The 25551-nt window shown below is 65.1% G+C and carries 24 protein-coding genes; 12 read left to right on the forward strand and 12 right to left on the reverse strand.

Annotation, left to right across the window (positions count from 1 at the left end; all coding sequences use genetic code 11):
• Positions 1-70 precede the first annotated feature (70 nt).
• Both KME82_RS23025 and KME82_RS23030 read left to right on the forward strand, forming a co-directional pair.
• A complete protein-coding gene (locus KME82_RS23025; RefSeq protein ID WP_215496088.1) occupies positions 71-928 on the forward strand; it encodes a sugar phosphate isomerase/epimerase family protein in 858 nt (285 codons plus the stop codon).
• Positions 929-943: 15 nt separating this feature from the next.
• Complete coding sequence (locus tag KME82_RS23030; protein WP_215496089.1) at positions 944-1243, forward strand: c-type cytochrome; 300 nt, start codon at positions 944-946, stop codon at positions 1241-1243.
• A gap of 35 nt (positions 1244-1278) precedes the next feature.
• On the opposite strand, the gene KME82_RS23035 is transcribed toward KME82_RS23030, so the two are convergent.
• The 9 genes from KME82_RS23035 to KME82_RS23075 form a co-directional block, all read right to left on the reverse strand.
• The gene (locus KME82_RS23035; RefSeq protein ID WP_215496090.1) at positions 1279-2022 is read right to left on the reverse strand and encodes a 3-keto-disaccharide hydrolase; all 744 of its coding nucleotides are present in this window, start codon (positions 2020-2022) and stop codon (positions 1279-1281) included.
• A gap of 41 nt (positions 2023-2063) precedes the next feature.
• Positions 2064-2642 carry a gluconate 2-dehydrogenase subunit 3 family protein gene (locus tag KME82_RS23040; protein ID WP_215496091.1) on the reverse strand — a complete coding sequence of 193 codons (579 nt, stop codon included), beginning with the start codon at positions 2640-2642 and terminating at the stop codon, positions 2064-2066.
• On the reverse strand, positions 2642-4327 hold the full coding sequence (locus tag KME82_RS23045; protein ID WP_215496092.1) for a GMC oxidoreductase: 1686 nt from the start codon (positions 4325-4327) through the stop codon (positions 2642-2644). Before KME82_RS23045 ends, KME82_RS23040 begins: the two co-directional genes overlap by 1 nt.
• Positions 4328-4354: 27 nt before the next feature.
• Positions 4355-5182 (reverse strand): hydroxypyruvate isomerase family protein, encoded by an 828-nt coding sequence (locus KME82_RS23050; protein WP_252255863.1) that lies wholly within the window; start codon positions 5180-5182, stop codon positions 4355-4357.
• 440 nt (positions 5183-5622) lie between these two features.
• Positions 5623-6468, reverse strand: a complete 846-nt coding sequence (locus tag KME82_RS23055) for a CPBP family intramembrane glutamic endopeptidase (RefSeq protein WP_215496094.1) — start codon at positions 6466-6468, stop codon at positions 5623-5625.
• Entirely contained in the window at positions 6446-8143 is a 1698-nt protein-coding gene (locus KME82_RS23060; RefSeq protein ID WP_215496095.1) for a serine hydrolase domain-containing protein, read from the reverse strand. The genes KME82_RS23055 and KME82_RS23060 overlap by 23 nt, the downstream gene beginning before the upstream one ends.
• Positions 8144-8148: 5 nt before the next feature.
• A complete protein-coding gene (locus KME82_RS23065) occupies positions 8149-9093 on the reverse strand; it encodes a sterol desaturase family protein (RefSeq protein WP_215496096.1) in 945 nt (314 codons plus the stop codon).
• 121 nt (positions 9094-9214) lie between these two features.
• Entirely contained in the window at positions 9215-10564 is a 1350-nt protein-coding gene (locus KME82_RS23070) for a sensor histidine kinase (protein ID WP_215496097.1), read from the reverse strand.
• Positions 10561-11235, reverse strand: coding sequence for a response regulator transcription factor (locus KME82_RS23075; RefSeq protein WP_215496098.1), 675 nt, complete (start codon positions 11233-11235; stop codon positions 10561-10563). The genes KME82_RS23070 and KME82_RS23075 overlap by 4 nt, the downstream gene beginning before the upstream one ends.
• A 165-nt stretch (positions 11236-11400) precedes the next feature.
• Between KME82_RS23075 and KME82_RS23080 the strand changes: the two genes are divergently transcribed.
• The 4 genes from KME82_RS23080 to KME82_RS23095 all read left to right on the forward strand — a co-directional run bounded on the left by KME82_RS23080 (position 11401) and on the right by KME82_RS23095 (position 14782).
• Positions 11401-11814: a hypothetical protein gene (locus tag KME82_RS23080; protein WP_215496099.1), complete on the forward strand. Its 414-nt coding sequence runs from the start codon at positions 11401-11403 to the stop codon at positions 11812-11814.
• A 205-nt stretch (positions 11815-12019) separates the two neighbouring features.
• Positions 12020-12682, forward strand: a complete 663-nt coding sequence (locus KME82_RS23085; protein ID WP_215496100.1) for a class I SAM-dependent methyltransferase — start codon at positions 12020-12022, stop codon at positions 12680-12682.
• A 49-nt stretch (positions 12683-12731) separates the two neighbouring features.
• Positions 12732-13406, forward strand: a complete 675-nt coding sequence (locus tag KME82_RS23090) for a response regulator (RefSeq protein ID WP_215496101.1) — start codon at positions 12732-12734, stop codon at positions 13404-13406.
• Complete coding sequence (locus KME82_RS23095; protein ID WP_215496102.1) at positions 13403-14782, forward strand: sensor histidine kinase; 1380 nt, start codon at positions 13403-13405, stop codon at positions 14780-14782. Before KME82_RS23090 ends, KME82_RS23095 begins: the two co-directional genes overlap by 4 nt.
• 13 nt (positions 14783-14795) lie before the next feature.
• Here the strand turns inward: KME82_RS23095 and KME82_RS23100 are convergent, their stop codons facing one another.
• A complete protein-coding gene (locus tag KME82_RS23100) occupies positions 14796-15815 on the reverse strand; it encodes a sugar kinase (RefSeq protein ID WP_215496103.1) in 1020 nt (339 codons plus the stop codon).
• Between the two features lie 201 nt (positions 15816-16016).
• On the opposite strand from KME82_RS23100, the gene KME82_RS23105 reads away from it, so the two are divergent.
• Together KME82_RS23105 and KME82_RS23110 are read left to right on the forward strand one after the other, a co-directional pair.
• Positions 16017-18815, forward strand: a complete 2799-nt coding sequence (locus KME82_RS23105; RefSeq protein ID WP_215496104.1) for a TonB-dependent receptor — start codon at positions 16017-16019, stop codon at positions 18813-18815.
• A gap of 145 nt (positions 18816-18960) precedes the next feature.
• Positions 18961-19752, forward strand: coding sequence for a rhamnogalacturonan acetylesterase (locus KME82_RS23110; protein WP_215496105.1), 792 nt, complete (start codon positions 18961-18963; stop codon positions 19750-19752).
• On the opposite strand, the gene KME82_RS23115 is transcribed toward KME82_RS23110, so the two are convergent.
• The gene (locus KME82_RS23115; protein ID WP_215496106.1) at positions 19749-21338 is read right to left on the reverse strand and encodes a carboxylesterase/lipase family protein; all 1590 of its coding nucleotides are present in this window, start codon (positions 21336-21338) and stop codon (positions 19749-19751) included. The genes KME82_RS23110 and KME82_RS23115 overlap by 4 nt on opposite strands.
• A gap of 7 nt (positions 21339-21345) precedes the next feature.
• A complete protein-coding gene (locus KME82_RS23120; RefSeq protein ID WP_215496107.1) occupies positions 21346-22749 on the reverse strand; it encodes a pectate lyase family protein in 1404 nt (467 codons plus the stop codon).
• 104 nt (positions 22750-22853) lie between these two features.
• On the opposite strand from KME82_RS23120, the gene KME82_RS23125 reads away from it, so the two are divergent.
• The 4 genes from KME82_RS23125 to KME82_RS26725 are packed head-to-tail and all read left to right on the forward strand — an operon-like array spanning position 22854 to position 25551.
• Entirely contained in the window at positions 22854-23684 is an 831-nt protein-coding gene (locus KME82_RS23125; RefSeq protein ID WP_215496108.1) for a 2-keto-4-pentenoate hydratase, read from the forward strand.
• A gap of 1 nt (position 23685) precedes the next feature.
• Positions 23686-24678, forward strand: a complete 993-nt coding sequence (locus KME82_RS23130) for a TRAP transporter substrate-binding protein (protein WP_215496109.1) — start codon at positions 23686-23688, stop codon at positions 24676-24678.
• 10 nt (positions 24679-24688) lie between these two features.
• Positions 24689-25216, forward strand: coding sequence for a TRAP transporter small permease (locus KME82_RS23135; protein WP_252255492.1), 528 nt, complete (start codon positions 24689-24691; stop codon positions 25214-25216).
• Entirely contained in the window at positions 25216-25551 is a 336-nt protein-coding gene (locus KME82_RS26725) for a TRAP transporter large permease subunit (RefSeq protein WP_430538758.1), read from the forward strand. Before KME82_RS23135 ends, KME82_RS26725 begins: the two co-directional genes overlap by 1 nt.

Raw genomic sequence — 25551 nt, forward strand, 5'->3', positions numbered from 1 at the left:
CGATGCCGCAGGTACAGCGACACGTGAGCCATTACCTAGTCCGTAGTCATCACAATCCCGGGAGGAACCCATGATGATCGCCACACCGCGCAGCATTGCGGCAGCTCTGCTTATGTTCTTCACTGCCCTGCCCGCCTTCGCGCAGAACACCAACACCCACGCCAGGCCGATCGCGGTGCAGATGTACACACTGCGCAACATCGCCTCGCTCGATGAGCAGTTGAAGATCGTCCACGACGCGGGGATCCACGCCGTGGAGACCGTCGGCACGCAGAATGTGTCGGCCACCGATCTCAAGCAGCTTCTGGACAAGTATTCGATCCAGGTCGTTTCGACCCACGCGCAGTTGTCCGATCTGCGCAGCGACCTCGACAAGGTGGTGGCGTTCAACAAGTCGATCGGCAACACCACGCTCGTGGTGCCCTACCTGAAGAAAGAGGAGCGTCCGACCGATGCCGCCGGCTGGACCGCGCTGGGCAAGGAACTGGGCAAGATGTCGAAGAAGGTCCAGGCCAAGGGCATGACGCTCGCGTACCACAATCACGATTTCGAGATCGTCGATTTCAACGGCAAGACCGGCCTTGAACTGATGTTCGAAGGCGCCGGCCCCAAGCTCAAGGCCGAGCTCGACCTGGCCTGGATTGCGCGCGCGGGCTACGACCCGGCGACGTTGCTCGGCAAGTTCCGCGGGCGTGTGTTTGCCGTGCATGCCAAGGACAACGCGCCACAAGGTCAAGCCAAGGACGAGGACGGTTTCGCCGCCGTGGGCAAAGGCGTGCTGGACTGGAATGCGATCCTTCCCGCCGCCGCGCGGGCCGGCGTGCGGTGGTACATCATCGAACACGACCATCCGTTCGACCCGGCCGCCGTCATCAAGACCGGCGCGGCCTACCTCAACGAGCACCTGCCCGCAGGCGCGGGTCGCTAGCACCAAGGAATGACCATGTTCAAATTCATCCCGATAGCGGCCCTGTCCTTCCTCGCCGCGGCGCTGATGGCCGCACCCGCCACCGCGCAGGATGCCGCGGCAGGCGCCAAGCTCTACGCCGACAACTGCTCGGCCTGCCACGGTCCCGACCGCGCGGGCATCGCAGGGACGTTTCCCGCCCTGACCGATGTGACCAAGCGGCTCGACCCGAAGCAGATCAAGGAAAAGATCCAGAAAGGCGGCGGACTGATGCCGCCGTTCGGTCAACTGTCGCCCAAGGACGTCGAAGACATCGCAGCCTTCCTGAAACAGTAGCGAGCGGGCGCGCAGGTTCGCTGCGCGCCTGTCGGTTACAACTCGCGCACCCAGACGTTGCGGAAGCTGACTTTCGAGTCGTGATCCTGCAGATAGATCGGCGCGCAGCCGTGCGGCGCATACGACGGCGCCCCGATGTATTCGGTCTTGCCCGACAAGACGGTGTCGTTCTGTACGAGCACGCCGTTGTGCAGGACGGTCATGCGAGCGGGCGATGCAAGACCGCCGCCTTCCGAAAAGCGCGGCGCCTTCCAGATCACGTCGTACACCTGCCATTGGCCCGGCGCGCGCGAGGCATTCACCAGCGGGATGGCCTGCTTGTAGATCGAAGCCGCCTGGCCGTTGGCATAGGTCGGGTTGTCGTAGCTGTCGAGCACCTGCAACTCGTAGAGCTCCTGCAGGAAAATCCCGCTGTTGCCGCGCTTCTGGCCGTCGAATCCCTGGGTCTTGGCGGGGCTTCGCCATTCGACATGCAGCTGGATGTCGCAAAAGCGCTTCTTCGTACGGATGCCCTTGCTGCCCGGCACCACGGTGAACGCGCCGCCGGCTACGGCCCACGGGGCTTTGCCGCCCAGCTCGCTCTCCCAGGCCGACAGGTCCTTGCCGTCGAACAACACCACCGCGTCGGATGGCGCGGCGTCCCTGGGCGTGGCCACCGCCATGGGGATCGGTTTCCAGACTTCGGTTTTGGCCGGATCGGGCTGCTGCCCGCCCTGTGCCTGCGCGAACGCAGGAGCCGCGGCCAGCACACACCAAGCCATCAGGACCGGTTTGGTCATCATTCCCCCAAGAAGATCGACTCGAGCAAGACGGTGCTTCATCAGTTGGTCGCCCACGCCGGCGTGCCCGGCTCGTAGGCCACCTCGCCGTCGTAGCGGCCCGGCACGGCGACGTAGCGCAGCGCCTGTGTCGCGCCCGCCTTGGAAGTGAAATAACCGAAAAGCACGAGTTGCTTGATCATCGCGAAGTAATGCAGCTTCACCGACCCTGGATTGGCGCCCCCGGTGGCCACGTCGGTCGCGTCGCGTTGCTTTCCGGCTTCGGCATCCAGCACACGCAGCAATTCCGTGCGGGCCTGGGGCGTCAGCGACATGAAGTCACCGCCGGCGCGCTTGTCGATGTCGGCCAGCCCCTCGCGGAAGATCGTCCGATACCCGGGCGTGTAGCAATCGGTCACGAACTGCGCCATGAACAGGCCCACGCCCGCATCCTTCGCGCCGGGCGTCTTGGTCCGCGGTAGGATGGTTTCCGCGATCTCGTCCAGCTTGGCCACTTCGCTGTCGGAGAAGGCGGTCTTGCCGTTCGCGACCGGCGCCTGTCCGTAGACGAACGCCGGCATGCCGATCATTGCCGCGCCGGTGGCGGCCGCGATCATCTTCAAAAGCTCGCGACGTTCCATCACAGGTTCCCCGCCTTGAGTTCGCGCACCGCATGATCCGCCGCGCGCGCGGTCAGCGCCATGTACGTCAGCGACGGATTCACGCAGGCACTGGAGGTCATGCAGGCCCCGTCGGTCACGTAGACGTTCGGCGCATCCCAGACCTGGTTGTGCATGTTGAGTACCGAACTCTTCCGATCGCGGCCCATTCGCGCCGTGCCCATTTCGTGGATGCCCATGCCGGGGGCATAGTCGCCCTTCTGCACCTTGACGTCCTTGACGCCCGCGGCCTCCAGCATTTCGGCGGCGTCCGCGCCCATGTCCTTGCGCATGGCCAATTCGTTCTCGCGCAGGCTCACGTCCATCGCCAGCACCGGCAGCCCCCACTTGTCCTTGCGATTGTGATCGAGGCTGATCGTGTTGTCGTGATACGGCAGCATCTCTCCGAAACCGGTCATGCCGATGCGCCAGTCTCCCGGTACGCTCAACGCGTCCTTCAGGTCGGCGCCGATGCTGAGTTCGGCGATGTCGCGCGACCATCCCGTGCGACTGGCCGAACCCTGGTAGCCGAACCCGCGCACATAGTCGCGCCTGTCGCCGCCGAGATTGCGGAAACGCGGAATGTAGAAGCCGCACGGGCGGCGGCCGAAGTAGTACTTGTCGTCGTAACCCTCGACCGTGCCGGCGGCGCCGATGCGGAAATGATGGTCCATGACGTTGTGCCCCAGCTCGCCCGAGGACGAACCCAGCCCGCCGTCCCACACATCGGTGGCCGAATTCATCAGCAGCCAGGTCGAATTGAAGGTCGATGCGTTGAGGAAGATGACGTCGGCGGTGTATTGATAGGTCTGGCCGTTCTCGGCATCGATGATCTCCACCCCGCGTGCCCGCTTGCGGTCCTTGTCGTAAAGCACTTCCTTGACGATCGAGAACGGGCGCAAGGTCAGGTTGCCCGTCTTCATCGCCGCCGGCAGCGTCGCCGACTGGGTCGAAAAGTAAGCGCCGTACGGGCAACCCAGGATGCACTTGTTGCGATACTGGCAATTGACCCGGCCCTGCTCGAGCTTGGGCTGGGTGATGTTCGCGGTGCGCGAGTGGATCAGGTGGCGCGTGCCGCCGAATGCTTTTTGTATCCGCGCCGCCACATCCTTCTCGACGACGTTCAACGGGACCGGCGGCAGGAACTGGCCATCGGGCAGAACGTCCAGTCCTTCGACGGTGCCGGCGATGCCCGCGAATTTCTCGACATGGTCGTACCACGGCGCGATGTCGGCGTAACGGATCGGCCAGTCGGTGGCGATGCCGTCCTTGAGGTTCGCTTCGAAATCCAGATCCGAAAATCGATAACTCTGCCGGCCCCACAGCAACGAGCGGCCACCGACGTGATAGCCGCGGAACCAGTCGAAGCGCTTGGTTTCGGTGTAGGGGCTGTCCTTTTCGTTGGCCCACATCCCCATCGTGTTTTCCGCCAGACCGTAGTCGCGCATGAGGACCGGAAAGTCCGCCTTCATCGCCTGGGTCGGGCGGTCGCGATGCGGGAAGTCCCACGACTCCTTCATCGCGTTGACGTAGCCCTTGACGTGTTCGATGTTGCGGCCGCGCTCCAGCATCAGGACCTTGAGTCCCTTTTCGGTCAGTTCCTTGGCAGCCCAACCGCCACTGATTCCTGATCCAACGACAATGGCGTCGTAGTGATTGTCTGCCATGGGTATTTACCTAGGTGGATATCGATTTCAAACGTCGCACAGGCGTATCGCTTCACGCAGCGAGGCGACGGGATCGGGCGCCTGCGGCATGAACTCCTGCGCCAGATAGCCGTCGAAACCGGTGTCGCGGATCGCGCGGCAGATCGCGGGATAGTTGAGTTCCTGGTCCGCGCCGATCTCATGCCGGCCGGGCACGCCGGCGGTGTGGTAATGCTTGAAGAACGCATGGTTCTTGCGGATGCTGGCGATGATGTCGCCTTCCATGATCTGCATGTGATAGATGTCGTACAGCAGCCCGAAGTTGTCCGAACCGATCCGCTTGCACAGCTCGATACCCCACACGGAGTGATCGCACAGGTAGTCGGGATGGTCCACCCGGGAATTCAGCAACTCCATCACCAGCATGACGCCGCGCCTCTCGGCATGCCCGAGGATGCGTTTAAGCCCCGCCTCCGCGTTCGCCATCCCTTCCGCGGGATCCATTGCATTGCGATTTCCGGAAAAGCAGATGAGGTTGCGGTAACCGGCATCCGCCACCAGGTCGATGTGGCGGGTGTAGCGCTCCACCAACTGATCGTGGAACTCGGTGGCGGCGAAGCCTTTGGTCAGGCCGATCTCCGCGCCGTTGCACATCGAGCTGACCACGCCATGCGCCTTCAAGGTGGGCCAGTCGTCCGGGCCGACCAGGTCGATGGCGGAAAAGCCGATGCCCTTCACCGTCTGGCACAGCTCGGCGACCGACTGCTTCGGGAAGGTCCAACGCGCGACAGAATGCTTGAGCTTGCCCTTGAGCGGCTTTGCCGCGGCAAGCCCGGGCGCAATCCCGCCCGCGGCCAGCCCGAGACCGGCCATCATCGCGGCGCCTATCGCGTTTCGCCTCGTGAGCTTGGGGTTCAAAGAGCTCATCGCGAAGTCCTCAAACCGCAAACGAAAGTTTTTTCAGACGAATCTTTCGAGGCGTTGCCCCTGCTGCGGGATGCACGCCAGCCACCGCTTGGATGCGTCGCTTCGGTCGAATAGATACCCATTCATCTCCGGCCTCCCAACCGGCGTGAAACCTAACAATTCGCCCACATGCAATCGATTGCACCATAAACAGGAGAACGCTTTACTGCAAGGCTTCCGGAGCCGAAATTTTATGTTGCAAGGCACAACAAAAATCGCAGCAGGTCCGACCCCTCGCTATCGTGCAACGGTTCGATGATCTTCTGGTGGTCGGCCGCGCGGACGGCTTTTGGTCCCACTTGGCGCTGGGGAGCGCCTACCTCGCAGACTGTATTGGCGGATGTCAGCGCTCAGATGCCTGGATCGCGCTTGCTTACGGGAATCTCATTCTGGCGATGGATGACGGCGAAGAAAAACAGCATCAGCAGCATTATTGCTGCGTACGCCGCTAGCGCGACTTGGTCAACGTGGGCCGAGTGCGCCTTTTCGATATGCATCGTCCATACCCCATGGCCCTGTTTGCCGCCGCGCATCCAGTCGCCGAAGTTCCACGCCGCATGCAGCCCCAACGCAAGTGCGATGCCGCGCGTCGCCAAGGCCGCCATGCCAAACACCAGCGCGCCCAAGCCTGCGCCGATGATGGCATTGCTCCACGTGGCGCCGCCTAGCCGATGTTCGGCCACGAAGACGGCCATGACCATCAGCTGCGCACCGGCTGCGCCGAACGCGGGCAACAGCGTGCGCAATGGGTAGCCTCGAAAGGCGATTTCCTCGCGCAATGCAAGCAGCAGATATCCGAACGCAGCGACGACCGTCCCTGTCGCATCGACCCCGCTATTGCGCGTCCAGACCACGTCGCCCGTGCTGGCAAGAATGGCGACGTGTACGCCCACCAATGCGAAACCGATCGCCAGGCCGATGAAGAAGCGCACATGTGTTCGGCGATCCCATGCGAGTCCGACATCACCGAAGCGCTTTCGGTCCCGACGCAGGAATGCAGCCGTCAGCGCCCACGTGAGCAATGCCGCCACCGCTCCGATGACGACCTCTTCCGGCCATCCGGGAAACTGGCGAGACGCGATACTGGCGACAACCAGGGCAAGCGCGGCAGTCAGGCAGAACGCCAGCGCGTGCAGCAGGGATTTCAGCCGCCCGGCGCGTGAGAGGTAGCCGCTATCGGGTGGTGCTCGGCTCATTGTCGATGCTCTGCTTCAGTTCGGCGAGCTGTCGCAGCGCGCCGGCATGGCCCGGATGGAACTGCAGTACGCGCCGATAATGAAGCGCGGCGGCGTCGCTGTCGCCGATCGCGCGATAGGCTTGAGCGAGGCTGTCTTCCGCATTGGCGCTGCGCGGGAATTTTTTCACGGCCAATTGGAAAATTGCCAGCGCATCCCCGGCATGCTCGGTGCTGAGCAATCTGTATCCCCAGTCGTTGAGTTCCGTTTCCGACCACGTAAGCGTCTTGTCCTTGGCCTCGATGGCGGCGGCGGCTTGTTGCGCGCGATCGTACCCTTGTTCTTCGAGCGCGATCCGCAGCGCCGGCACACCGGTCAGAGGAAGGCCGGGTGCATACAGGGACGCCACCTTGTCGACCATGTCCTCGGGATAGGAGCCGGCCAGATTGGTGAGGATGACTACGCCTACACGGTCTTGTGGATAGACGAAAACAGCGGCGCGACCGCCGCCCGTCATTCCCACGGCACGATGGCTGCCGCGTGCCAGCACTTGCCAGCCCAAGCCCCATTGCCCCTTCTCTCCGCTGGCGAAGGTCACCGGCGTCCACATCGTCTCGCGCGCCTGCGGCGTCAGCATGCGTCCGGTGTCGATGGTGATCAGCCACTGCGCCAAGTCGGCCGCGGTGCTGTTCAGTGCGGAAGAGGCTCGACGGAAAGGCTGGAATCGCTCGGAAGCCGCTTTCATGACCCGTGGCGCATCGGATGCCACGCCGCTGCGCCCATCAACGGGCAGCGCCGGTTTTACCCAGCGATAGGTAGGCGCCTTCTGCGGAATTACGTCGTAGGCATCGCCGTAGAAGGTTCGCGTCATATCGGCCAGACGCAGTTGATCGTCCGCCAAGGTGGAATCGAGCGGGCGGCCCTCGATCGTATTGATCACGCGTTGGATCAACGTGTAGTTGGTCTGGCAATAGCTGAAGCGCTGGCCTGGCGGGAAGACGACGGCTTGCTGTTGGGTCCAGGCCCATGCGGCGGCGGCGTCGGTTTCCACGGTCGGTGCGCGCATGACGTCCGGCAGGCCGGACATATGGCTCAGCAACTGGCGGATGGTGATGCCGCGCCAGGCTATGGGCAGATCGCCAAGATAACGAGCGACCGGCGCGACCAGGTCGAGCCGTCCCTCCTGCACCAACCGCATTGCCGCTACGCCGGTGAATGCCTTCGTCACCGAATTGATCGCGAATACCGTGTCCTCGCGCACCGGCTGGGCGAATTCGACGCTGGCGATACCGTAGTTGCGCGTCAGTACGACGCGTCCATCCTTCACGACCGCGACGGCCAAACCGGGAATCCTCAGCTTGTCCATCTGCATTTGAAGATAGTGATCGACCTGTTCGGCAGGTCCGGCCGTCGCCTGCGCGGCAATGACTGGAACCGGGACGACCAGCAACGCGGCGATCAGAGCAACGGCATGGCAAAGGCGCGGCCGGCGATGACCGGACCGTAGAATCGATGTCATCTCGTGCTCCTCGTCTGAGTGGCCCGTCACCGGGGCGATCCAGCGGTGGATGCCCGCGTCGGGCTTGGGTTTTCTGACGCCGGTCGCATCGGCGTGGGCAGTCGCGGATTGCCGCGCGGGATGGATCGGAATCGGGCCGCCTCCCACCGCGTGGCTGCTTCTCGAACCTGCCGGCATCGACGCTATATCTGCATATCGACATCTTGCCGCGTTTTCGCCTGGGTCTGTACGCCGAGTATCGACCGCACGCCTGCCCGGGTGAACGGTTGCTTCAGTTGCGCCAGGAAGCCGCGCGCAATCCGGCCATTGATGCCAATGTCGGCCGGTGGTCTTCGTGTCGGGTTGAGATAGGTTCCGAACAGCAGATCCCACAACACCAGATTCTCGCCGTAGTTTCGATTTCCTTCCGCCAAGACCTTGGAATGATGCCAGCGGTGCAAGCGCGGCGTGCTGAATATCCAGTCCAAAGGTCCCGTGCGCATCTGGATGTTGCAATGGGTGAGCAGGCCGGTGACGGCGGTCACGGCGCTGATCCATACAATCACCGTCAACGGGGCCCCCAGCCCGTACAGCGGTGTCTGGCTGACCGCGACCTTCCAGCACGAGTCCACGAGGTGGAATCGCCCGGTGTTGAGCACCCACAAGCGAGTCACGCTGTGATGCAGCGCGTGGAATCGCCATAGCGCTTCATGCGTATGCGCCATCCGATGCGCGACATACAGCCCCAGCTCGGCCACGACCAGCCCGAGCACCACTTGCGCAGGCATTGGCCAAGCGCTCGGCCACAGCATCGACGACAAGGAAAACGACGGCTGCGCGATCAAGGCCGTCGAGATGGCCAAGGTACTGGCCGCGGCGACGCCCAACTGCGCCAGCCCCTTGGTGAGCAAGGTGTGGGCCAGATCGCAGAAGGTCTCGCCGTCGTTGTCCAGCCATGTGTTTTCGTACGGCAGCCACCTCTCGCCTGCGGCGATGACGACGACCATGCACAGATACATCAGGTTGAACCAAAGCAGCGGCCTGTCGCTGGCGAACGCGGCGCCGGCTCCGCATAGGCCCAAGCCATACAGCAGCGGCCACGCCAGATACGACAGCGCACTGCGCAACGGCAAATCCAGTTTCGTCATGCCCGACCTCGTCCTGAGGCGCCCGGTTAATCCCGCTCCCCGCGCTCGCCGATGCGGCAAGATGCGCGATCTACATTGAGGGAACATTGCGCCGGTGAAGGCGCGATGTGCGCAGGGTCGGCTATCGGGCTCGTCCGCGGATAAAGCGCATGCGAATGCAGGTTCGGCCTTGCGGGTCGTCGCCCACCGCGATGTCGCCGCCGTGCATCTCCATGATGTCCCGCACCAGACTCAGTCCCAGCCCCGCGCCGCGTCCGGCCGAATGAACGCGATAGAAAGGTTTGAATATCAGTTCGCGGTGTTCCATCGCGATACCTGGGCCGTCGTCGATCACTTCGACGATCGCGGTGGCGCTTATGCGTACCTGCACCCGTCCTTTTCCATGATCGATCGCGTTTTGAACGACATTCGTCAGCGCGCGCTCCAGCGCGCCTTGATCGCCCTGGATCACGAGGTGGTCGATCTGTGTTTCGAGCGATATATCGCAGCCGCAGGCTATGCACAATGGCGCCATGTCGGCGACGACGTGATGGGCCAGACCCACCAGATCGACAGCCGCGAACGAGTCGTTTCGGCCTTTCATGCGCTGCATATCGAGCAACTGCCGCGTCAGCACGGCCAGGCGCGACACGTCGATCAGCAGGCGAACTTTCTCCTGTCCTTCCGGCAGATTCTCGATCCTGGTATTCAAGATCGCGATCGGCGTTCGCAGTTCATGGGCGGCGTCGGCCAAGAATCGTTCCTGGCGCGCGTAGCCTTCGTCCAGACGTTCGAGCGCATCGTTGACCGCCGCGAACAATGTCGCGATCTCGCTGGGCACGTCGGTCATCGGCAGGCGAACGCCCCGTTGGTCGACGTCTACGCGTCCGGCCTGCGCCGCGGCGGTGCGCAAACCCGCCAACGTGCGCCTGACCACGACGTGCGTCGCCAGCAGGGTGGCCAGGCCGGTGATTCCGAGAATCGGAACAACGAGGTCGCGCAGCAGCAACAGAATCGAAAGACCGAAATTTCGCCAGGTGACCGGACTGTCGGCGCCGGTCATGATCTGCACGTTGCCGCCGCGTGAATCCACCCAGCGCATTCGCGCGGCGGGACGGGGCGGGTCGCCGATATTCCAACCCAGCCGGGCCTGGCCGACCTGGTCCAGCGTATCGCCGACACGCGAAAACTCTGTCGGAATCCGGCCTTCGGTCAGGGTCTGCCCCTGCCGGTCCCTGACGGTAAACCATAGCTCCGGATTTTCCGCGCGCAAGCGCGCCAGGCGAGGCGTCGGCTCCAATCCCAAGCGGTGGCTCGAGTCCCGAATCACCGCCTCTTGCAAGATCTCCACGGTGTTTTCGGGCGACGAAAAGCTGACCAACTGGCCCGAGGCGAGCAGCGCGCCTATCACCATCAACTGGATCGCCGCTTGCGCCCACCATAGCCGAACGATCAGCCTGCGCTTGAGCGAGGAGCGCTCACGCTCGCTCATGGCGTCGCCCGAAGCAGGTAGCCCACGCCGCGGATGCCGCATATTTCGACGCCGGCGTCGGCCTCCGAGAGCTTTTTCCGCAGACGACAGATGTGAGTGTCCAGGGCATTGGACTGGATATCTTCGTCCATCCCGAATACCGCGCGCTCCAGCGACGATCGCAACACCGTGCGGCCCGTGCGCCGCAGCAGCGCTTCGAGCGCCAACAGCTCGCGACGCGGCAACTCCAGGCGCCGATCGCCCACCGTCGCTTCGCAATGCCCCAGATCGAAGGAAAGACCGCCGACCCGCACGAGATCGATCTCCATCGGCGAGGGCCTGCGCAGCAGCGCACGCAGGCGCGCGACCAGTTCTTCCACCGCGAAGGGCTTGCCCAGGTAATCGTCCGCACCGGCGTTCAGACCGGCGACCCGATCGCATAGTTCGTCACGCGCGGTCAGCATGATCACCGGGGTACCGTCGCCGGCCGCCCGCAGTTGCGGCAGCAAAGACTGTCCGTCGCCATCGGGCAGGCGCCGGTCCAGCACGATCGCGTCGTATCCGCCGCGGGCGGCGTAACGCCCGCCCAGGTCGAGCGTGGGCGCGTGGTCGATAAGAATGCCGTGCCGGTGCAGCGCGGCTCGAAGCAGCGATGCCATTTCAAGCTCGTCCTCCACCAGAAGAATTCGCACGCTTTTCCTCCATGTATGTCGCGCGCCGCGGGCAAATGGGTACGAGTTATTGCACTGCTGCATTGCGTGAGCATTGCGCCGACGAATTTCCCCGGCGCCATGCTCTGGCAACCCGACGGGAGAATGCTCCGGTCACCGCCGACATCGGCCCCTCGGAGACCCACCATGCGCATGTTCATCAGTATCGCTCTGGCGCTGTTTGCCACAAGCAGCTTGGCGACGGCCGAACGGCACCTGCGGCCTGCTCTCGTCGACACGGTGACGCCACGACCGGCGCCGGTGCTCGTGTCGCAGCGACTTTTCGCCCAGTACACCCCTTGCGAAGACGGACGTTACAGCAACGGCAGGCCGATGACCTGCGCGGAAATACTCGACGAGATCGATCGCGGTGACGCATACGATCGCCGCCCTTCCGCGCGTCGTCTCTATCGGTCCAGCGACGACCCCTGCCGCGATGGCCGCTACAACACAGGCCGCGCGCGAACATGCGGGGAGGTCATGCAGGACGTGTATCGCCGGCAAATCCATCGGCCGCGCAATCGCCACCCGGATTCGCGCACACGGCGATTTGAAGAGTGAATCGGCAACCCCTCCGCGCTCAAGCCCCTGATTCTGGACTGCGCAATGCCTGCGAAATCCCGGGCGGCCCACCCATCATGCAAGACCGTCGCAGCCAAGGGCCCGGCGACGGCGCCTGCTCGGCCGAAGACCTCGTGCGCCGCCGCAATGTTGGCGCAACCTTCCTGCCTAAGATCGGATTCGAACCTTTCCGTTGGGAATTCGAATGAATCCAGCATTGTTACCCCACGCCGCGCCGAAGGCCGCGACATCGGAGCCTTCCGCGCCCGTCTCCGGCAGGCTGCGCGATCTGCGCTCGTTCCTGCGTACCTGGCTGCGTTCGCCAGCGCGTGTCGGGGCGATCGCTCCATCCAGCGCGGCGCTGGCACGCTTGATTACGAGTCAGGTAACCGTCGCCGCGGGCCGGGTCCTGGAACTGGGACCCGGCACAGGCGTATTCACGCGCGCGCTGCTCGAACGCGGGGTGGCCGAGGAGGATTTGGTTCTGGTCGAAGCGGCGCCCGAATTCGCGGCCCTGCTGAAGCAGCGTTTCCCGCACGCGCAGGTGCTGTGCGCGGATGCTCGACGCCTTCCGCGGCAACTGTCGGGAGGCGACGACGACGGCGTCGCCGCCGTGGTCAGCGGCTTGCCACTGCGCAACCTGTCGCGTCGTCATCGGCTTGCCGTGCTGCTGGGCGCATTCCGCCATCTTCCGGTCGACGGCGCGTTCTACCAGTTCACCTACGGCGCCCAATTCCCGCTGCCGCGATCGTGGACCGACCGCCACGGATTCAAGGTGCAACGGCTCGGTCGCGTCTACGGCAACCTGCCCCCCGCGACGGTGTATCGCGTGACCCGGCGAGCGGCCTCGCGCTGGATCGGGGCATGAGCGCGCGATGGCGGTGGCAGAATGCAGCGAACCCGCCGGGGCCGGACTCATGCGCATCCTGCTGATCGAAGACGAACTCGAGTTTGCCGCAGCCCTGACGCTGGCGCTGAAGCACTACGACATGGTCGCCGACCACGTCCCAACGCTGGGCGAAGGCCAAGCCGCCGCGATGGGCGATGTCCACGATGCGATCGTGCTCGACCGGAGCCTGCCCGACGGCGATGGAGTGGCCTTGATACCCCGTCTGCGGGCGATGGGCCTGCGCACGCCGGTCATCGTACTGACCGCGCGCGGAGATCTGTCGGATCGCGTCGTCGGCCTGGACGCCGGCGCGGACGATTATCTGGTCAAACCCTTTGCGATCGAAGAACTGCTCGCGCGGTTGCGCGCCGTGTTGCGTCGGCCGGCACGGATGGCGTCCGACACGGTGCGTATCGGACTTCTCGCATTCGATCTGGTCGCCCGGCTGGCGGAGGTGGAGGGCCGGCCGCTGGAGCTTCCGCGGCGGGAATTGTTGCTGCTCGAAGCCCTGCTGCGGCGTCGAGGCCGCACCGTCATGCGCAGCGTGATCGAGGAATCGGTCTACGGATTCGACGACGACATACAGTCGAATACGCTCGACTCCCACGTCTCGCGCCTGCGCCGCAAGCTGTCGGAGGCCGGCGCCGGCGTGGAGATCCACAGTATCCGGGGCATCGGCTATCTGCTGCGGGAAGCCGTATGACCGGCGCACGCTCGCACTCCTTGAAGCGGCGCTTGCTGTGGAGGCTGCTGGTACTGCAAGGCGCCCTGCTCGCCATCTTTGGACTGCTGATCGTGTTGGCGCTGTTCAGCACCAACATCGCAAAGGACGCCGACAACGCGGTCGAGATTCTCCAGCACGCGTTGACGCTCGACCGCAGCGGCCGGATGACATTGCGCGAAACGCCGGATCTCATGCAGCTGCGCGGCGAAATTCCGACCTTGTGGTACATCATCCGCGACCAGCGAGGCCGCGAACTGCGCCACGGCCCGATACCGCCGGAATTCGCCGCTATCGGCGGCGCGTTGGACCAGGTCAGTCAAGCACGTCTTGGCTACCTGATAGACGACGACAAGGCGACCGGCGCCCGCCTCAAACGGGTCGAAACCTCGTTCGGCCGGGTCCAGATATTGACCACTGAAGAAGGACGGGTGATGGCGCCCGGCCGCGCGACCTGGCTGATTCTGACGGTAATGGCGACCGTCATACTGCCGCTGCTGGTCCTGATGACTGTGGTCACCTCAATCGCCACTCCCAAGGTCGTTCGCTGGTCATTGAGAAGCCTGGAACCTGTTGTCGAAATCGCTCGCGAGCTCGACGTCGAACGCCGCGGAGAACGCCTGCCCGAGGCCGACGTTCCCGACGAGGTGCTGCCCTTGGTGTCCGCGGTCAACGATGCCCTGGGCCGTTACGATGAAGGCCACGAGCGGCGTCGGCGTTTTCTCGCCGACGCCGCGCACGAACTGCGCACGCCTATCGCGATCCTCAATGCCCGCCTGGAATCGATGCCATCCTCTCCCGAGCGCGCGCGACTGCTGCAGGACCTCGCGCGACTGTCCGTGCTGGCGGAGCACTTGCTGAACCTGCAACGCCTGGACCGAACCAATCCGAATTTCCAGCCGCTCGATCTGGTCGATCTGGCGCAACAGACCGCGGCGAATATGGCGCCGCTCGCGATTGGCGCGGGGTACGAGCTTGGCTTCGAAACCGATATCGATTCCGCGCCCGTCGCCGGCGATGCCTTGGCGCTGGAGCGCGTACTGGTGAACCTGGTCCACAACGCCATCGAGTACGGCGGCAACCACGGTTCGATCACGATCTTCGTCGGCCGCGACCACAGCCATGGCATCGTCGAAATCTCGGACCAAGGGCCCGGCATCCGTCCGGAGCATCGCGAGAAAGTCTTCGAACGCTTCTATCGCATTCAAGACAATCAACGCGGCAGCGGACTGGGATTGAACCTGGTCCGGGACATCGTGCGATTGCATCGCGGTTCCATCGACATCGTGGACGCCCCGCAGGAAGGCGCCCGTTTCCGGCTGCTATTGCCGTTGTCGCACCCACGGCTCAGGGCATAGGGCCGCCGGCGTCCTAGCGACGCACATGAAACCCGCTGCCGCCGAGCAGCCCCTCTATCTCCTGCAAATCGACAAGATTGAAATCCCCCGGCACCGAGTGCTTCAGGCTTGCAGCGGCCAATGCGAAATTCAGCCCGTCCTCGTCGCTCATTTCCCGCAACGCACCATGCAGCAGCCCGGCCGCGAACGCATCGCCGGTGCCGATGCGATCCACGATCGACGGCAACTCATGCGATGGCGTCCAGATCACCGAGCCGTCGCGATCGAACAGCACCGCCGACAACGCATGATGATCGACATTGCGTTGCAGCCGCTGGGTGCAGGCCAGCCGTTGCAGGTTCGGGAACGCGGCGAATGCCAGCTCGGCCGCCTTGGCCAGACCACCGTCGGCGGCGTGCGGGTCGATCTGCATCGCCAGGGCGACGGCGATGTCGCGATGATCGGCGATGAGTACGTCGGCCTGACTCATCAACTCATGCAGGATCGGCGCCGGATCGGCGCCCCATTCCTTCCACAACGAACTGCGGAAGTTGCCGTCGAAGCAAATCCGCACGCCGGCCTGACGCGCGGCGCGCGCGGCGGCGATCGCGGCGGCCGCGCCCGATGATCCCAGGGCCGGAGTAACGCCGGACAAATGCAGCCACGAGGCACCGTCCAGCAGCGTCGGCCAGTCGTAGCTGTCGGCATCGGCGCGCGCGAACGCCGAGCCGGCCCGGTCGTACAGCACGCGACTCGGCCGCTGGAGCGCCCCGGCTTCGAGAAAATACAGTCCCATTCGCCCCGCACCGGTGCGTATCGACCGGGTGTCGACGCCGTGCCGGCGCAATTCGCCCACCGCGGCCTGGCCCAAAGCGTTGTCGGGAACGACACTGACCATGCCCACGTCATGGCCCAGTCGCGCCAACGACACCGCGACATTGGCTTCGGCCCCGCCTACGCAGATATCCAGGCGCGGCGACTGCAACAGTCGCTCGTTGGCCGGCGCCGCGAGCCGCAGCAGCAACTCGCCGAAACACAGCACTTTCCGGCTCATACGGCCTCCTCAAGGTTGCCGGTACGGTCAGCTGTGACCGGGCTCTCGTAACTATTTGCGCACCGCAGCATGCTGTTCGCTCAAGGTTTTGTTAGGGTTTTGACCAGCGGTGTCATTTTCATTCAGGGGACACCATAACAGGCGCAGCAAGCCCGTCAAGGCCGCTCAGAAGCGGCCTGACACCTTTGGGAGGGGAGCGGAATGCAAGTGCAGTCAATGATAGGAAAGACACCGGTTACCATGCTGGCCGGCGCGATCGCGCTGGCCCTGTCGCTCGCGCCGGTGACCGGTCACGCGCAAACGACCGCCGATCCGGCGCCGCCCGCGCAGGCGGGCGCCGAATCCGCGCAGGACGCCAAGAACCTCGACGCGGTCGTCGTCACCGGCTTCCGCGCCAGTCTGCAGCAGGCGCTGGACATCAAGCGCGAGGAGGTCGGCGTCGTCGACGCGATCGTCGCCGAGGACATCGCCGACTTTCCCGACCTCAACCTGGCCGAATCGCTGCAGCGCATTCCGGGCGTGTCGATCGCGCGCGATGCCGGCGAAGGACGGCAGATTTCGGTGCGCGGCCTGGGGCCCGATTTCACCCGGGTGCGCATCAACGGCATGGAAGCGCTGACCACCGCCGGCGGCACCGACAGTTCCGGCGGCGCCAATCGCGGCCGCGGCTTCGACTTCAACGTGTTCGCCTCGGAGTTGTTCAACAGCCTCAAGGTGCGCAAGACCGCCTCGGCCGATGTCGAAGAAGGCTCGCTCGGCGCCACCGTGGACCTGCAGACCGCGCGGCCGTTCGATTACGACGGACTGACCTTCGTCGCCGGCGGCCAACTCGGCTTCAACGATTTGTCCAAGGACACCGATCCGCGCGCCACCGCGTTGATCAGCAACACCTGGATGGACGGCCGCTTCGGCGCGTTGCTGTCGGTGGCCTACACCGATCGCCGACTGACCGAGGAAGGACACAGCACCGTGCGTTGGGACAACGGGCCGAGCAGCGGCGGTTTCGCCGCCAGCTCGCCGTTCGCCGCCGCGCGTCTTCCGACCACCTTCCATCCGCGCATTCCGCGGTACGGAGTGATGGAGCACGATCAACAACGCCTGGGCGTCACCAGCGCCTTGCAGTTCAAGGTCAGCGACAAGACCGAACTGGGGCTGGACCTGCTGTACGCCAAGTTCGACGCGACCCGCACCGAGAACTTCCTCAACGGCATCTCCTTCAGCCGCACCGGCACCGGCAAGCCGCAGACCGTGGTGCTCGACGGCGAGGTCGACGAACACGGCAATCTGGTCTACGGCCGTTTCAACAACGTCGACGTGCGCTCGGAAGCGCGTTACGACGAGCTCAGCACCAAGTTCACCCAGGCCAACTTCTACGGCGAGCACAAGTTCAGCGACGACTTCGCGCTCAGCGGCCAGATCGGCCGCGCCAAGTCGGAGTTCGACAACCCGATCCAGACCACCGTCACCCTGGATCGCAACAATGTGCAGGGCTACAGCTACGACTACCGCGGCAACAGCCGCTTGCCGGTGATCGACAACGGCTTCGACGTCAACGATCCCAACGCCTGGAGCTTCGCCAACGGCGTGTCGGAAATCCGCCTGCGTCCGCAAGCCTCCGAGAACACCTTCGACAATCGTCAGCTGGATTTCCGCTGGAACGTGGCGCCGGGTTTCAAGATCAAAGGCGGCGTGCAGTCCAAGAAATATCAGTTCGAAAGCAGCGAAAGCCGGCGCGCATCGGAACTTGTGGTGCCGGCGCTGCCGCCGGGCACCAATCTGGCCGATCTGACCAAACGCATCGGCCTGCAGGGCACCAGCGTGGGCGGCAACAACGATTCCAGCTGGCTGATTCCGGACATCGACGCCTTCAACCGGTTGTTCGGCATCTACAGCAACAGCGGGATTTTCGCGGTCTCGCCCGATGTCGCCAGCGCGCGCGGCAACAATCGCAGCGTCGAGGAGAAGGACCTGGGCTACTACCTCCAGGCCGATTTCTCCACCCAGGTGGGTCGCATCCCGTTGAGCGGCAACTTCGGCGTGCGCCACGTCAAGACCAAGCAGTCCTCCACCGGTTTCGCCCTGGCCGGCAGCACACCGGTGCTGACCACGGTGGGCCGCGACTACAGCGACACCTTGCCCTCGTTGAATCTGGTCGCCGACATCACCCCGGATTTCCTGATCCGCTTCGGCGCCTCCAAGGTGATGTCGCGTCCGGGCCTGGGCAACCTCACCCCGGGCGTGACGGTGAGCGTGAGCGGCGGCAACCGCGTGGTGTCCGGCGGCAATCCGCTGCTCGAACCGTTCCGCGCCAAGACCTACGACCTGGGTTTCGAGTGGTACTTCGCCGAAGAGTCGCTGCTGGGACTGGGGTTGTTCTACAAGGACATCGACACCTTCGTGCAGACCTCGCGCGAGATCCGGCCGTACAACACCTCCGGACTTCCCGACGAACTGCTGGCCGGTACCGGCGCGCTGCCGACCGATGAGTTCCAGTTCAATATCCCGGTCAATACGCCGGGCGGAAAACTGCGCGGCCTGGAGCTGAGCTACCAGCAGCCCTTCACCTTCCTGCCGAGCTTCTGGCACGACTTCGGCGTGCAGTTCAACTACACCTACGTCGATTCGAAGATCCAGTACGTCACCGCGGCCGGCGCGTCCTCGCTCAAGACCGATCTGGTGGGCCTGTCCAAGAACGCCTACAACGCGACGCTCTACTTTGAGGGCGATCGCTTCAGCGCGCGCGTGTCGGCCGCTTACCGCGACGACTACCTGACCACCGTGCCCGGCCGCAACAACGCCGATGTCGAAGGCACCAAGGGCACGACGACCATCGACATGTCGGCTTCGTGGAAGATCAGCGACCAGCTGGAGCTGACCCTGGAAGGGCTCAACCTCACCGACGAGTACAACGATCAGTGGGTGGATTCGGCCGCCGATCGGGTTTCGGTCTATCACCACACCGGGCGTCAGTACTTCCTCGGCCTGCGTTACAAGATGTGATGCGGATCTGAGATCGGCGATCTGTCCACGCGGCATGGCGGCGCAAGTCGCCATGCCGTCGCCGGCTCAATCCACGGTCGCGGCGCAATCCACGCCAGATGCTGGCCATCGCGATTTCTACGCCCGCCTTATCGGTTCGATACTTATGCGCACGATCTTGCTCGTCTTGTGGCTGATGGCGTTATCGGACGACGCGCTCGCCAATGAAGCACCGACGATACTCTTGGCCGGCGATTCGACGATCGCGATCAAACGCGCGGAAAAACGCCCGGAAACCGGCTGGGGCGAAGCGCTGGGCGAGGCGTTCGCCGGCAGTGGCGTGAAGATCGACAACCGCGCCTTGAACGGTCGCAGCACCCGCACCTTCGTCGAAGAAGGCCGCTGGCAGGCGCTGCTGGATGCCATCGTCGCCGGCGACTATGTGTTGATCCAGTTCGGCCACAACGATCAATCGCAGAACAAACCCGACCGCTACACGCCACCGGCCGACTACCGTCGCAATCTCGAACGATTCGTCGATCAGACGCGCGAACGCGGCGCCACCGCGATCCTGCTGACGCCGGTCGCGCGGCGGAGGTTCGATCCCAACGGCACGCTGTTGCACAGCCACGGCGAATACTCGGACCTGGTGCGCGCGGTCGCGGCCGAGCGCGGCGTGGCCTTGATCGATCTGGAGCGGCGCAGCGAAGCCGTGCTGGCGTCGCAGGGCGCCGAAGATTCGAAGCAGTTTTTCCTGTGGCTGCGGCCCGGCGACAGCCCCAACTATCCCGACGGCCTGCAAGACGACACCCATTTCTCGCCGCTGGGCGCGCGCTGCATGGCCGCCGAAGTCGCCGATGGCTTGAGCGCGCTGCGGCTGCCGTTGAGCCAGATGCTGAAGCGTCCGCTGCCGGCGCGATGCCTGCGAGCGAACGAACCCACATCCCCGCCGCGTTAGAACGTTCCGCGCTGCACGAACGGCACGCGCTCGTACAGCCTGCGTTCGCCGCCGCGAGGGTCGTGGGCCAACCGCGGCTGGACATCGAACAACAGGGTTTCGCGCTGTTGCAGCGAGTACTGGGGCCACGCGGGAAGCCCGGCGTGGCCGGGATCGCCATGACGCGCGAAGGCCAACAACGCATCGCTCATCAACGCAGCCATCGCACGCGCTTGCACGCCATCGCCGGTGTTCGAGCCGGGCTGCGCGGTGTTGTCGAACACCAGCGCGATATCCAGCGTATGCATCGCGCCCCAGCGGCCTTCGTCCAGCGGCGAGCCCCAGTCGAGTTGATAGACCCAGGTCGGCGCGCCCTGCTCCGCGCGCGCCTGGGCTTCCACGATCGCGGCACGCCACGAACGTCCGGCCGTGGTCGCGGCGAAGAACACTTGCGACGGTGTGTAATCGGGGTACAGGCGGCGATACTCCGCGATCACCGTGTGCGGGTTCAGATCGACGTACTGATGGTCGCGCAATTTGTCCGGCAGCTGCTCCCAGCTCAAGTCGAAATTGGCCGGATCGTGGCCGAGAAAAGCGCGGGTTTCGTCGCGGGTCGTGCCGATCAGCATCGGAATCCGCGCCGATTGCCCGGGCGCATCGGGATAGAACGGATGCCGATGCAGCGACTTTCCGTCGAGCACCGGTCCGAAATACAGCGAGGTGTCTTCGATCCGCGACGGGTCGCGCACCCGGCTCGCCTCGATCAGCCGTTCGAACGGCAGCGCGCGCAGGCGCTGCAGATCCGTCGGCGCGAGGCGCAGCTCATCGAGAAAACGTTGCGCGCGTTGGCTCGCCGCGCGCGGCCCGGCCGCGGTGACCTGCTGCCCGCTCATGGTCATCGCGCGATGGAACAGGCCGCGCGCGGCCGGCATCGCCATCAGCGTGGCGATCTTGGCGCCGCCGCCGGACTGGCCGAACACGGTGACGTTGTCAGCATCGCCGCCGAACTGCGCCGCGTGTTCGCGCACCCAGGTCAGCGCATGGATCAAATCCAACTGGCCGACATTGCCGGACCAGGCGAAGCTGTCGTCGCCCAACTGCGCCAGATACAGATAACCGAAGGCGTTGAGGCGGTGATTGAGCGTGACCACCACCGCATCGCCGCGTCGGCACAGGTTGACGCCGTCGTACAAGGCACTGCTGCCCGAGCCGCTGTCGTAGCCGCCGCCGTGGAGGTAGACCAGGATCGGTCGCCGCGCACCGTCGCGCAGCGCCGGTGTGAACACGTTCAAGTACAGACAGTCTTCGCTGACGCGGCCGTCGGCGCGCTTTTGCGGCGCGGACGGCCCGTGTTCGACGGTGTCGCGCACGCCCTGCCACGGTAGTTCGCGCAGCGCTGGCATGAAACGGCGCGCGGCGGTGTCGGCGCCGTAGGGCACGCCCTTGAACACCAGAATGCCGCGATCGCGGTAGCCGCGGATGCGGCCGCTGCGCGTGCTCGCCAGCGGCGCCTCGTTAGCGCCGTTGGCGAGAGCGGCTAACGCGGCGCACGGCATCGCCGCGGCCGCGCCGCCCGCCATCGCCTTGAGCACCTCGCGACGGCGCATGTCCGCCTCAGCGCAGCGGCGCGCGTCGTGGCAGCGGTTTCAACGGCTCCATGGTCGCCAGATCCCAATCGGCGGGCACGAAGGCCTGCCGGGTTTCCTCGAATTTCGGATAACCGCCGACCTCGCTTTCGCCATCGATGATCTTGCCGCGGCCCTCGATGGTGTCGGCCAGGATGCGGCGATCGATGTCGTCGCGGTCCCAGGGCCGCGCGCCGACGGTAGCGATCACCGCGTCCTGCACCTGCGCCGACGGCAGCAGCTTTACTCCGAACGGAAGCTGCGGCGCCTGCGTGAGTTCGTTCAATTTCACCGGCGCGGTGGTGTAACGCCCGATCTGCGGCAGCGGCTGGCCGATGCGATCGACGACCAGGTTGTCGTCGGCGTAGTAGTCCAGGTCGCCGGACCCGCCGACGCTGAAGAACGCCAGCGTCTGGGTCGACGGACCGGCGCGCATCACGTTGCCGCGCACCGCCATCTGCCCGGTCGAGTACGCGTGGCCCAGCCATTCCTCGGCGATCAGGTTGTAATGCACGGCGCGCTGGCCGGGGTTGTAGATCAGGTTGTTGATCACCTGTCCGCGCGCGCCGCCCTTGAACAAGGGGTTGCGCTCGTAGTTGTGCGCGTACAGGTTGCCGACGATCAAGATGTCGTTGACGTGATCGTGTATCAACGAGCCCTTGGAGTGCTCGCCCTTGCCGTGAGTGGCGTTGGCCAGGCCTTCGGCGATCAGGTTGTTGCTGAAGGTGATCCGCCTGGACGCGGCGCGCATCCAGTCGGCCTGGCTTTCGCCGAAGAAACGCGTGCTCGAGGCCGACAGGTTCTCATCGGTGGCCCAGGTCAGCGAGCAGTGGTCGACGATCACGTCGGCCGCGCCGCGCACGGTGTTGATCGCGTCGAAGTCGACCCCGGCGCGCTTGGCCAGGCCCGCTTCGCCGGGGCGCACCCGGATATGGCGGACGACGACGTCGTGGGTCGCGATCGTCAGCCCCCCGCGGATGAAGGTGATTCCGGGCTGCGGGGCGGTTTGTCCAGCGATGGTCAAATACGGCTCGCTGATCCGCAATTCCTTGCGTTCCAGATCGATCACGCCGCCGACCTCGAACACCACGATGCGCGGCCCGGGAGTGGCGACCGCCTCGGCGAAAGAGCCCGGACCGCTCGACGCCAGCGTGGTCACCCGCAACAGTTTCCCGCCCCGCCCGGCGGGCGTGTGCGCGGCCCAACCCTGCGCGCCCGGAAACGCCAGATCCACGTTTTCGCTCGGCGAAATACGATCTTTGGCCATGGCGCCGAACGACGCGGCGGCCAGCGAGGCGAGCAGAAATCCTCGCACCGCGGCCTTGCCGTAACCCATCCGGCTCGCTTGCGCGGTGGCGCCGCCGAGGTCCCGCAGCACGTGTCCAATCCCCATCCCACCCTCCCAGGTTGTGAGCCAAGCATACGACCGGATTGTCAATGACACCGGTTTCCTATACAACAGCCGCAGACAGGATTTGCCCCGGGATCGGCTCAAGCATGGCGAACCACCCTTTCCACGACCCTATCGACGAGCTCGCTCTCGCGACCCGCCTGGTCGACGCCCGCCTGGGCGCCCGAGCGCTCGCGCTTTACCCGGGGCCGCAGCCGCAGAGCCTGGATGAGGGCTACCGCGTGCAGGATCGCGCGATCGCGCTGTGGGATCGGCCGCTGGCCGGCTGGAAGGTCGGGCGCATTCCCGAGCAATGGGAGCGCGTGCTCGGCGAGGAGCGCTTGGTCGGTCCGATCTTCGCCGACGCGGTGCAGCGCGTCGCGACCGGACAAAGCGGCCGCTTCGCGATCATTCGCGACGGCTTCGCCGCGGTCGAGGCCGAGTACGTGTTCACCCTGCGCGACGACGCGCCCGCGGACAAGACCGAGTACAGCGCGGCCGAAGCGGCCTCGCTGGTGGATTCGCTCTCGGTCGGCGTCGAATTGGCCGGCAGTCCGCTGCCCTTGATCAACATCCTCGGCCCGGCGGTGGTGGTCTCCGACTTCGGCAACAACTCCGGCCTGATTCTCGGACCGCGGATCGAGGATTGGCAACGCATCGACGACGCCGAACTGGTCTGCGAAACCTTCATCGACGATCGTTCGGTGGGTCGTGGCGGCAGCGCCTCCATTCCCGGCGGCCTGCTGGCGGCATTGCGCTTCGCGCTTGCGCGTTGCGCGCGTCGCGGCTATCCGCTCAAGGCCGGCATGCACATCGCCACCGGCGCCACCACCGGCATCCACGATATCGTCGCCGGCCAACGCTCGCGGGTCGATTTCGGCCGCTGGGGCAGTGTGTTGTGCGAAACGATGGCGGCCACCGATCCGAGGAACGCATGACATGACCACGCGACGCGACTTCCTGTTGGGCCTGGGCGCCGCCGGCGTGGCGACCGTCGTGCCGGCCGCGACGCGGGCGGCCGATGGCCATCGGCTGCTGACCGCGACCGACGTGCACGTCAAGGATTACCCGACGGTCGCGGCGATCGAGTGGATCGGCCGCGAACTCGAACGCGCGACCGGCGGGCGCCTGCGGCTGCGCATGTACCACTCCGGCCAACTCGGTCGCGAGTCCGAAGCCATCGACATGGCGCGCTTCGGTGCGATCGACATCACCCGCGTCTACAGCGGCGCGCTCAACAACGCCTTTCCGCTGACCCAGGTGCTGTCGTTGCCGTATGTGTTCGATTCGGTGCCGCATCTGCGGCGCGCGCTGGACGGTCCGGTCGGTGCGCAGGTGCTGCGCGGCTTCGGCGCGCGCGAGCTGGTCGGCCTGGCGATCTACGACTGCGGCGCGCGCTGCTTCTACAACGCGCGCAAGCCGATCGTCGGTCCGTCCGACCTGCACGGGCTGAAGTTCCGGGTGCCCTCGTCCGACATCTTCATGCGCATGATCCGCATGCTCGGCGGCAATCCCACGCCGCTCGCATACGGCGAGGTGTTCTCCGCGCTGCAGACCCATCTGATCGACGGCGCCGAGAACAATCTGCGCAGCTTCCATTCCAGCCGCCAGTTCGAGGCGGCGCGTTACTGGTCGCAAAGCGAGCATTCCTATGCGCCCGACGTATTGCTGATGTCCAGGCGCAGCTTCGATTCGCTGCGCGCCGACGATCGTGCCTTGCTGCTCGACATCGCCCGTCGCTCGGTCGCGGTGATGCGCGCGCTGTGGGACGAGTCCGAAGCGCAGGCGCGCACCGCCCTGATCGCCGCCGGCGTGCAGATGAACGCATGCGACCTGCCCGCGTTCCGCAAGGCGGTGCAGCCGCTGTTGTCCGACTACCACCGCGTGCCGGCGCTGGAAGCGCTGTACCGCGACATCCGCTCCCTGGCTTGAGGCGTCGACCGTGGAAGAGACTCTCGATACGCATGAGCACGCCGAACAAGCGGCGTCGCTCGGCCTGCTGGACCGTATCGCCGCCGGCGCGGTCGCGATCGCCGGCGCGGCCTTGCTCGGCATGGTCGCGGTGCAGGCGCTGCAGGTGTTCGCGCGCTACGTGATCAACGACTCGCCGGGCTGGACGGAACCGGTGGCATTGATCCTGCTCAATACCGCGATGAGCTTCGGCGCCGCCGCGGGCGTGCATCGCGGTTCGCACTTCGGTTTCTTCGTACTCGTACACACCGCCTCGCCACCGATAAAACGCGTGCTGCTGGCGCTGTCCAACAGCGTGATCGCGATCATCGGCGGCGCCCTGGCGGTGTGGGGAACGCAATTGTTGCTCGACGGCATCGACATCCCGATGGCGGGCGCGCCGCTGCCGCAGAGCGCGGTGTTCGCGCCGATGGCGATGGGCGGCGCGTTGATGGCGCTGTTCGCGCTGCAACGGCTGTTCGCCGTGCTGGTTTCCCCCGCCTCGGCCCGGAGCGAATGATGGAAGTCGCGATTCTGTTCGGCGTATTCGCCGCGCTGCTGATCATCGGCGTGCCGGTGGCGTATTCGTTGTCGGCCTCGGCGCTGGCGACCTTGATCTACATCGGCCTGCCGCCGATCGTGGTGGTGCAGCAGACCGCCGCGGGCGCGGGCTCGGCCTCGCTGATCGCGATTCCGTTGTTCATCTTCGCCGGCGAGATCATGTTGCGCGGCGGCATCTCCGAGCGCCTGATCGGTCTCGCCTCGGCGGTTGGATCGGCGCGCGGACTCGGCCAGGTCAGAGTCGTCGCTGTTCGCGTGTGTTGTTCGCCGCGTGGTTTGTCGGCGGCGCGATGA

It is taken from the genome of Lysobacter capsici (genome assembly GCF_018732085.1).
Taxonomy (GTDB): Bacteria; Pseudomonadota; Gammaproteobacteria; order Xanthomonadales; family Xanthomonadaceae; genus Lysobacter; species Lysobacter capsici_A.

Coding starts and splice junctions, on each gene's coding strand:
- KME82_RS23035 (WP_215496090.1), bottom strand. CDS start 2,022: ATGACCAAACCGGTCCTGATGGCTTGGTGTGTGCTGGCCGCGGCTCCT.
- KME82_RS23025 (WP_215496088.1), top strand. CDS start 71: ATGATGATCGCCACACCGCGCAGCATTGCGGCAGCTCTGCTTATGTTC.
- KME82_RS23040 (WP_215496091.1), bottom strand. CDS start 2,642: ATGGAACGTCGCGAGCTTTTGAAGATGATCGCGGCCGCCACCGGCGCG.
- KME82_RS23120 (WP_215496107.1), bottom strand. CDS start 22,749: ATGGGGATTGGACACGTGCTGCGGGACCTCGGCGGCGCCACCGCGCAA.
- KME82_RS23080 (WP_215496099.1), top strand. CDS start 11,401: ATGCGCATGTTCATCAGTATCGCTCTGGCGCTGTTTGCCACAAGCAGC.
- KME82_RS23085 (WP_215496100.1), top strand. CDS start 12,020: ATGAATCCAGCATTGTTACCCCACGCCGCGCCGAAGGCCGCGACATCG.
- KME82_RS26725 (WP_430538758.1), top strand. CDS start 25,216: ATGGAAGTCGCGATTCTGTTCGGCGTATTCGCCGCGCTGCTGATCATC.
- KME82_RS23060 (WP_215496095.1), bottom strand. CDS start 8,143: ATGCCGGCAGGTTCGAGAAGCAGCCACGCGGTGGGAGGCGGCCCGATT.
- KME82_RS23065 (WP_215496096.1), bottom strand. CDS start 9,093: ATGACGAAACTGGATTTGCCGTTGCGCAGTGCGCTGTCGTATCTGGCG.
- KME82_RS23100 (WP_215496103.1), bottom strand. CDS start 15,815: ATGAGCCGGAAAGTGCTGTGTTTCGGCGAGTTGCTGCTGCGGCTCGCG.
- KME82_RS23115 (WP_215496106.1), bottom strand. CDS start 21,338: ATGCGCCGTCGCGAGGTGCTCAAGGCGATGGCGGGCGGCGCGGCCGCG.
- KME82_RS23030 (WP_215496089.1), top strand. CDS start 944: ATGTTCAAATTCATCCCGATAGCGGCCCTGTCCTTCCTCGCCGCGGCG.
- KME82_RS23105 (WP_215496104.1), top strand. CDS start 16,017: ATGCAAGTGCAGTCAATGATAGGAAAGACACCGGTTACCATGCTGGCC.
- KME82_RS23095 (WP_215496102.1), top strand. CDS start 13,403: ATGACCGGCGCACGCTCGCACTCCTTGAAGCGGCGCTTGCTGTGGAGG.
- KME82_RS23050 (WP_252255863.1), bottom strand. CDS start 5,182: ATGATGGCCGGTCTCGGGCTGGCCGCGGGCGGGATTGCGCCCGGGCTT.
- KME82_RS23125 (WP_215496108.1), top strand. CDS start 22,854: ATGGCGAACCACCCTTTCCACGACCCTATCGACGAGCTCGCTCTCGCG.
- KME82_RS23045 (WP_215496092.1), bottom strand. CDS start 4,327: ATGGCAGACAATCACTACGACGCCATTGTCGTTGGATCAGGAATCAGT.
- KME82_RS23070 (WP_215496097.1), bottom strand. CDS start 10,564: ATGAGCGAGCGTGAGCGCTCCTCGCTCAAGCGCAGGCTGATCGTTCGG.
- KME82_RS23130 (WP_215496109.1), top strand. CDS start 23,686: ATGACCACGCGACGCGACTTCCTGTTGGGCCTGGGCGCCGCCGGCGTG.
- KME82_RS23110 (WP_215496105.1), top strand. CDS start 18,961: ATGCGCACGATCTTGCTCGTCTTGTGGCTGATGGCGTTATCGGACGAC.
- KME82_RS23090 (WP_215496101.1), top strand. CDS start 12,732: ATGCGCATCCTGCTGATCGAAGACGAACTCGAGTTTGCCGCAGCCCTG.
- KME82_RS23055 (WP_215496094.1), bottom strand. CDS start 6,468: ATGAGCCGAGCACCACCCGATAGCGGCTACCTCTCACGCGCCGGGCGG.